The following is a 7,084-nucleotide window of genomic DNA, read 5'->3' on the forward strand; positions in this document are numbered from 1 at the left end:
TATCTCCTCCAAATATTTTTAAATCACCTTACTACTTATCTCCTTCACCCACTCCCCCTGGCTCCGAAGCCACATATCAATCCCATCTCCAAACACCTCCGCCTGTATCTCCCAACCTTCTTTATCCTTAGACAATACCTTCGCTGTTGGCAGCTTGTCCAAGATCGCACTCACATCATACCCCACATATTTAAACTGAATCCGCTTAAGCTTCCCACCATACATAAACTGTATCCGTTTCCGGAACTCTCCTTCTTCAAAACGGTCTCTGTAAGGAATCTTAAAATGCTCCTCCAATATCCGGCAGTTTTGTATTCGATCTATGCGGTAAATCGTAGGATACGGATCTTCTTTGTAAGGTGCCTTCTTCCCACTGTCTGTATCTGTTATGTAGGCCGCCAGATAAAAATAATACTCCGAAAACATGACAGCCGCCGGCTTCACCTTCCGAAAAACTGTCTTATTGTCCTTTGGCCTATAGTATTCCAGTTCCAGATACCAGTTTTCCTTGACAGATCTCCCTATCTCCCACAGCACATCAAGAGAAGCTGGTTTATGGCTCAGCTCCGTATAATGATACCTCTCATTTAAAAGAAGCTCTTCTACCATCCTCCGGTTCTGCTCCGGCAGACAGCACTCCAACAGCTTGTCCAGCATTGCGTTAATCTGAATCTTTGTGAAAGCCCTGCTGTCCAAAAGGATCTTACACAATGCCAGCACCTCGGAATTGGAAAGAGCCATCTGGGAGCTATGTTCCAGGCGGTAGCCGTTTTCCTTATGGTCATAAATCACATGGTTCAGGTATCCTGTATCAAGGCTTTCCCTCTCCACAAAATCACGAATCATTTCAATGTCCCTCTGGATACTGCGCTCGCTAACTCCAAAGTGCATAGCCAGCTGTTTCTTGTTGAGAGTCAACCCATTTGCCAACTGTGCATAGATAAATAAAAGCCGTTCATTTTTGCTTCCCTGCTCCATATCCGCTCCTCCTAAAAATATCTCCTACTTGGTTTATGAAGAGCCTTATACTCTTCCTAGAACCGCATCCCGGCAAAGCTTGAAATACTTTTTCCCTAAAGAAATATTTCTTGAAAAGATAACCTTTTTCTTTTTAGGTTTTTGCACAGGCTTCTTTGCGGCATCTTCCATTTTCTCTATAATCTCATTACAGGTCTCCCATTCTTCATCCAGCCTCTTTCTTCTGTAATCGGTAATGGCTTGAAGGCTCTCCCTCTTTTGATTGCGCATTTTGATTACCTTGTAATGTGATCCTATACACCCTAGATTGAAAAATATTGTGAAAGCGGCTGTAAGAACTGCTCCTTTGCTAATTCTCTCCATTCTGATTTCCTCCCCTAAAGCATTTCATGCTTTCTGTACTTTTTCCATAAAGCCTCATCTACGTCAAGCTTCATCTGCATTTCTTCAACTCTGTTTTCCAGATAAGCTTTCTCTATCCGGTATACGCGTTTCAGACTGAAATACTGCAATATCATACATACCATATTTACTGCAGCCGTTACTGTTACAAAAAAAGCCAAGAACCTAGTTATCTTCCATTTGACATTATTCATGGTGTCCTCCTGCATTTAAATTCTTTCTTTTATTATACAATTCGCCTTAGACACTTCTTGTCCATGCAGGAAAATTTTTCAATATTATTTTGAGCCACAGCCTTTTTCAGGCTCCAGCAAAGTAGTTTTCTATATCCGATCTCTATTTCAGCTACATCTATTATATTATTTATACGCACGATATTCAACCATATATTTCTTATAAGAAACTTATTTGTTAATGGCAGATTTTAAAATAAGCTTTTTTTAAATGAGTTATTTTTAAGGAGGATATCTGCTAAAATATGAAAAAGGAGAATTTTGATTATGATACGACTGCGTATATTAGAAATATTAGAAGAACAGGGACACACCAAGTACTGGCTGTACAAACGGATGGATATGATGAGCTATCGGAACTTTAAAAATATCATTGAAAATGAAACCTCCGCTATCCGATTCGAGACACTGGAAAAGCTTACTCGCATCTTACAAGTTCCGGTGGGAGAATTATTTGAGGAAACACAAGAAAAACGTTCCTAGAGGCTGGTCCTGATACATAAAAGACTGGTCTCTTTCTTTATCCTTATAACCCTTACAAAACAGCAGGTATTCTAACAAAAAATAAACCACTGGCGGCTTTCTTTTTGTATGTGCCGTCAGTGGTCTATTTTTAAGTTTTATACAATTTAAAACGATATTTAGAAAAAATTCTCCTGCCCTACATAATCCAAAACCTTATTACATAATTTCCGGCTTAGCCTAATATCACTTGCAAGGAGTATCTCCAATATTTTTCTTATTTCTTCTGCTGTAACAATACCTTCATCAAAAGCCTGCATCAAAACGCCCAATGTCCCTACATATTGAACAGACATTTTCTTTGCCACGCCTCTACCTTTGCGCTCATCCAAAAGGAGTAGATCTGCTTTCTTCTCTCCATATAAGATCAATGATTCGCTCTCTCCGGCATCTAATCCCGTGACATTCCTCAAGATATTGACTGATTCCGCATTAGATACTTTTTCCACTGAAAGGAAAGAGCAATGTAGAATTGCTTTTCTCTCGTCCTCATAATCCGCATTGGCTGTCAATTCATCATAAACTGCCTCCGGCACCACAACCTTTTGATACAATATTTTAAGCAGATCCAGTTTCCCCGCCTTTAACAAAGAAAGAATCGGCGTTGTATCTGATATTACAATCATTTTTTAACACCTGCCAGTCTTTTTACAGTCTGGATCTCTTCCTCAAACTCCTCATCTGTCATATCCAAATACGGAATCCCCAGTCTGCCATACAATTCAATGAGTTCCATTTTCCGCATCCCTAACAGCTCTGCCGCTCGTCCATGCGATATTGTATTATTTGCAATGCTTGGGTACAGTAAAAGGGCGTTTCTCATAACCTCTGTTGTATCATCCAGCACATAATCCTTTGCGGGGGATGGTAGTTTTATTTCAATACTTGCCATTACCATAAACTCACTCCTTTCAGCAATCATTTGATACTTTTTTTCATTATATCGTTAATTTTTAATTATTACAACAGAATTTATATTCCTCCTTCTCTTGTCTCACATCCATTTATATCCAGTTTATTTTTGTCCAGCCGCAAATTTCTCAGTCACATTCAGCTACTTTTTTATTCTCAATATCTTTTAAGTAATCCTCCATATGAATCTCTGCCTGCTCACAAGGAAATGCCGAACACACATACACGGTGCACTCTTTCCTCAAAATCCTCGCCCTTCCCACGCACTGCTCCATTTCGCTCTCCAGCGCATACATTTGAACCTCCCTAAGCAGCGGCTCTTTATAGGTGGTAAGAAGAAAACTGCATTTTTTATATGTTACTCTCTGTGGCCTGGGCCTCCTATCCTCCTTCCGATTCACATCCGCATCCAGATAGCAGGCAATTAGCTTATACGCCTCTTCTGCCTTAAAGGGTGTCCCCACAATCCCTATGCTGTGTCCCTCCAAAGAATTTACGCCGATTGCATTTCCAAAATGTAACCCCTTATTATTCATTCCCGAAACGCCCTGTATGCTCCTGCTCTCTTTAAAGGTAATAATCTCCGGCCGTGCCGTTCCCAACAGTTTCTTTACAAAAGAAAAGACCTGTTTTTTATCCGACAGATCTCTTCTCCCCAGTGAATGGTAGGTGTACTGTATTAACCTTCCTTTACATGCCGCTTTCTTCTCCGGATAAAAGTAGACCTCCATCCGTCCTCGAAAATAACTCTTATAAATGTTCTCGTTTAATGTAGCCGACAGCACAATATACTTCATCCGGCTCATCTCCTGTGGACAGAAATATTGAATGACCATCTCTCCTGATTCCCTGTCCGGATTCTTTACAAAGGCTCCAGCAAGGCATAGATCATTGATGTTATATCCTCCTGCACATTCCAGCTCGCTTAACTGTTCTTCTGTAAGAGGCGGCACATAGGGATTCTGGGTTATTCTTTTGTATTCTCCCGTTTCTGCTTTCAGTATTTCCAGTGCAATATCAGAATAGATGGGAACTTTCTTTTTCCCTAGCTCTTCCAGGCATTGTTCCGAAATCTTATAGATTTTATTGAAAATCTGTAACTGCAGGATATCTTCATCAATGATAACGGTGTAACCCGTTAAAACTTCGGGAGGCATCTGGAGGAAATACGCATGCGTAGTAACAACGATCCGTTTTCCTTTCAATGCTTTAAATCCCTTTAGTAAAAGCCCACATGCTTCTGCCACCGCCCGTTTATCCGGATCGTCCTTTATCTCATTATAATATTCCCCAACAAGCTCCTTTGTTTTGTTATGAAGTCCCCTGCTGTGGGCCTCTGCAATATCTTCCTGAAGCTCATTCGGGAAAAAGGGATTCCCCTGGGTGCTGATTGTCATAAAAATATCTTCCTCGTTGATTCCCGCTCTTCTCATTCTTTCCGCCACCTCTTCTTTCAGCCGATTTGTGGGTAGCGCTATGATAAATTTTTTCTCTGGATATTTTATAATCAAATCAATATAAGCTTTGGTTTTCCCAATTGCTGTCTGTGCCCGGATAAGATGCATCCCAAAAGCACTGCTTAAAAACGCTTGTTCCAGATTTTCTTCCAGGCATTTTCTCGCCTCCTCCAAAGAAAAATATGTCTCTTTTTCTATATAGATCTTCCGGTCCATTGCAAGGGTGTCCACTATGGTTCCTGCATGATTACATTCTTGGTAATATGGGCAAAACTCCTCTGAACACCTTTGCGGATGGTAATCTGCCATATAGCGAATATCCTTTTCCCACTTCTCATAGGTTGCTCTGTCATAGTACAATTCCAATATTTCAAGGAAATGCTTTTGACCGCCCACAATGTGTCTGAGATTGGTAAGAAGGGCAAAACGGGTATTATGCTCCAACTCTCTGCCGCCATTAAAATCATTTAAGAGCTGGCAGTTGCATTCCCCTCCTACGGATAATCTCCGTTTCTTTACTTTGTACGTAAGGCCTTGGTGCAAATCCTTTTTCTCTAATATAAAAAATGCCGGATTCGTGGATTCTCCTACTGTATGTATAATAGCCTGCTCCATGATTCCGGCATTTTCTCCATACAGCGGAAGATGCTCCATAAGTCCCATTGCTGCCGTATTGTTGTATGTTAAAATTTCATACCTCTTGCAAAAATTAAAAATGTTTCTTTTTCTGCTCTCTCCCCTGCTCATGGCCTCATAAAAAGGAATGAGAAATTGCACCAAGGCCAAACGTGCATTCTCGTCCACATAAATCAATTCCTTTCCACCTAGAAACAGCCGATCTGAATTCTTGCAGGCAGAATCACACTCTGGAAATATTTTATAGAGCATGGCTAAAACTATCTTTATCACAAACTCATCTTCTATCAATGCCTCATGTGCAAAAACGACCCGAAAACGTTCTTCTTTTTCAGATGAACTATAAGTATGGTATGCAAAGGCTATGGGAAGCTCTAAGGAATCACATTTTCTTTTTATCTCCTGAAAGCTGCTCCCATGGTCAAAGTCTAAGGCAAAGACCTGCATGGCCGTACAGTTCTTCGCCCCGATACCTCCCACCAAATGCCCTGGAATGATTGCATGTCCATGATTCCCTACCAAATCAGCCAGGTTTCGCAGGTCTATTTCCTGCCATCCTTTCGCTGCACTATACTTTACCCGTACAATATCTTTCGGTTTTCTGTTATAAGATTCTTCATCTAAACTCACATATACTTTCATAGTCTTCTCTTTCTCCTGCCTCGCCCTGCATGGCTTTGACTCTTTTTACTAGAAAGTAACTGCTCTGGTAACAATCTAATAAATCAAGCAGGTAGGAGGAAAATGCTATGCTGAATCAATATCCGGATATTATGAGTGTATGGGACGTTTCAGAGGTTCTCTGCATTGGGAAAAATAGAGTGTATGAATTACTGGAAAAAGGATCCATAAAGGGCTTCCGAATTGGAAGAGTATGGAAAATCCCCAGGGATGCTCTGCAGGATTATATCCTGACCCAGAGCCGGTTAAAATGACTATCCGCCAAAATATCTAAGCTACTCTTAGGAATTTAGATATTTCAGCACACAAAAAATAAAAGCATGTCATATAAAGATTTTCCCACCTTATAGACATGCTTTTATTCACATGAAAATTTTCGAGATTAACATTTTATCGGAAACTCATAAGCCTCTAATAATATTTAAATAGTCTTGCCTTTGGTCTACAATAGCATAAATTGTGACTTCTTTGCTTTCGTCATTTATTTTATAAAAGACCAGATTCTTTTCCAGAATCAGGACTTTGTAGCCCTGTCTGCGCAAAACTCTGTAATGCGGATCGGAACCGATATAAGGATTTTCTTCAAGAGCCATGATTTGATGTTCTATCTCCTCCATTTTTTTCAGAGCAACATCAGCTCCCCAATTTTCCGCTATATACAAAATAATCTGACGTAATTGGGAATCCGCCGTGTCTGTTCGCAATATCTGATACGTACTCATTGCGATTCTCCCTTTAATAGAATACGTAAATCATCAAAGGTCTCCTGCATCGAAGCCACTCTTCCATGAGCTGCATCATCCTCTGCCTCGGCAAGTATCTCAAGCAGCTCGATTCTGGCCTTCATCCGTTTGTATTCTTCATAGGCTAATGAAACAGTGTCTCCACGTCCGTTCACGGTTATAATAACTGCTTCTTTATTCTCCCTGCAATGCTTAGAAATCTCGCTGTAATGATTCCTCAAATCCGCTGAGGGTCGTATTGTTTCCTGTAACAACTGCATTGTGCCGCCTCCTTTCATAGTCATATTATATCTCGATTTGACTATAATGTAAACAAATATCTTGGAACCCTATTACCCTTTATCAAAATAAAAGCATGCCATAAGGAATTTTCCACCCCATAGGTTAACCTTAGCTTTACAACACGAAGCGTTCTTTTATACGGTGCGCCCTTTGGATACACCCAAAGAGCACACAATACTACAGTTTATGCCAATATTTTTCTGATTCATGGAACACGCCTAAGACATAAACAGTCTTG

At 40.4% G+C, this 7,084-nt stretch carries 10 protein-coding genes; 2 read left to right on the plus strand and 8 right to left on the minus strand.

Features of this window, described 5'->3' with window-relative positions; all coding sequences use genetic code 11:
- Positions 1 to 18 precede the first annotated feature (18 nt).
- Genes VSQ61_RS15545 through VSQ61_RS15555 form a run of 3 tightly spaced genes read right to left on the minus strand, consistent with a single transcriptional unit; the run spans position 19 to position 1,574 of the window.
- Positions 19 to 978: a helix-turn-helix transcriptional regulator gene (locus VSQ61_RS15545; RefSeq protein ID WP_334345306.1), complete on the minus strand. Its 960-nt coding sequence runs from the start codon at positions 976 to 978 to the stop codon at positions 19 to 21.
- A 45-nt stretch (positions 979 to 1,023) separates the two neighbouring features.
- Positions 1,024 to 1,341: a hypothetical protein gene (locus tag VSQ61_RS15550; protein ID WP_334345307.1), complete on the minus strand. Its 318-nt coding sequence runs from the start codon at positions 1,339 to 1,341 to the stop codon at positions 1,024 to 1,026.
- 14 nt (positions 1,342 to 1,355) lie between these two features.
- Complete coding sequence (locus VSQ61_RS15555; protein WP_334345308.1) at positions 1,356 to 1,574, minus strand: hypothetical protein; 219 nt, start codon at positions 1,572 to 1,574, stop codon at positions 1,356 to 1,358.
- A 306-nt stretch (positions 1,575 to 1,880) separates the two neighbouring features.
- Between VSQ61_RS15555 and VSQ61_RS15560 the strand changes: the two genes are divergently transcribed.
- Positions 1,881 to 2,096 (plus strand): helix-turn-helix domain-containing protein, encoded by a 216-nt coding sequence (locus VSQ61_RS15560; protein WP_334345309.1) that lies wholly within the window; start codon positions 1,881 to 1,883, stop codon positions 2,094 to 2,096.
- A gap of 158 nt (positions 2,097 to 2,254) precedes the next feature.
- Here VSQ61_RS15560 and VSQ61_RS15565 read toward each other — a convergent pair whose 3' ends face one another.
- From VSQ61_RS15565 to VSQ61_RS15575, 3 genes are all read right to left on the minus strand, one after another.
- Positions 2,255 to 2,761 (minus strand): PIN domain-containing protein, encoded by a 507-nt coding sequence (locus tag VSQ61_RS15565; protein ID WP_334345310.1) that lies wholly within the window; start codon positions 2,759 to 2,761, stop codon positions 2,255 to 2,257.
- A complete protein-coding gene (locus VSQ61_RS15570) occupies positions 2,758 to 3,033 on the minus strand; it encodes a UPF0175 family protein (protein WP_334345311.1) in 276 nt (91 codons plus the stop codon). The genes VSQ61_RS15565 and VSQ61_RS15570 overlap by 4 nt, the downstream gene beginning before the upstream one ends.
- Positions 3,034 to 3,175: 142 nt before the next feature.
- Positions 3,176 to 5,782, minus strand: coding sequence for a DEAD/DEAH box helicase family protein (locus VSQ61_RS15575; RefSeq protein ID WP_334345312.1), 2,607 nt, complete (start codon positions 5,780 to 5,782; stop codon positions 3,176 to 3,178).
- A gap of 107 nt (positions 5,783 to 5,889) precedes the next feature.
- On the opposite strand from VSQ61_RS15575, the gene VSQ61_RS15580 reads away from it, so the two are divergent.
- Positions 5,890 to 6,075, plus strand: coding sequence for a helix-turn-helix domain-containing protein (locus tag VSQ61_RS15580; RefSeq protein ID WP_334345313.1), 186 nt, complete (start codon positions 5,890 to 5,892; stop codon positions 6,073 to 6,075).
- 147 nt (positions 6,076 to 6,222) lie between these two features.
- On the opposite strand, the gene VSQ61_RS15585 is transcribed toward VSQ61_RS15580, so the two are convergent.
- Both VSQ61_RS15585 and VSQ61_RS15590 read right to left on the minus strand, forming a co-directional pair.
- Positions 6,223 to 6,543 carry a type II toxin-antitoxin system RelE/ParE family toxin gene (locus VSQ61_RS15585; protein ID WP_334345314.1) on the minus strand — a complete coding sequence of 107 codons (321 nt, stop codon included), beginning with the start codon at positions 6,541 to 6,543 and terminating at the stop codon, positions 6,223 to 6,225.
- Entirely contained in the window at positions 6,540 to 6,824 is a 285-nt protein-coding gene (locus tag VSQ61_RS15590; RefSeq protein ID WP_334345315.1) for a type II toxin-antitoxin system Phd/YefM family antitoxin, read from the minus strand. Before VSQ61_RS15590 ends, VSQ61_RS15585 begins: the two co-directional genes overlap by 4 nt.
- Positions 6,825 to 7,084 lie beyond the last annotated feature (260 nt).

Origin of the sequence: Candidatus Merdisoma sp. JLR.KK006 (assembly GCF_036941035.1) — a bacterium.
Lineage (GTDB): Bacteria > Bacillota > Clostridia > Lachnospirales > Lachnospiraceae > Laedolimicola.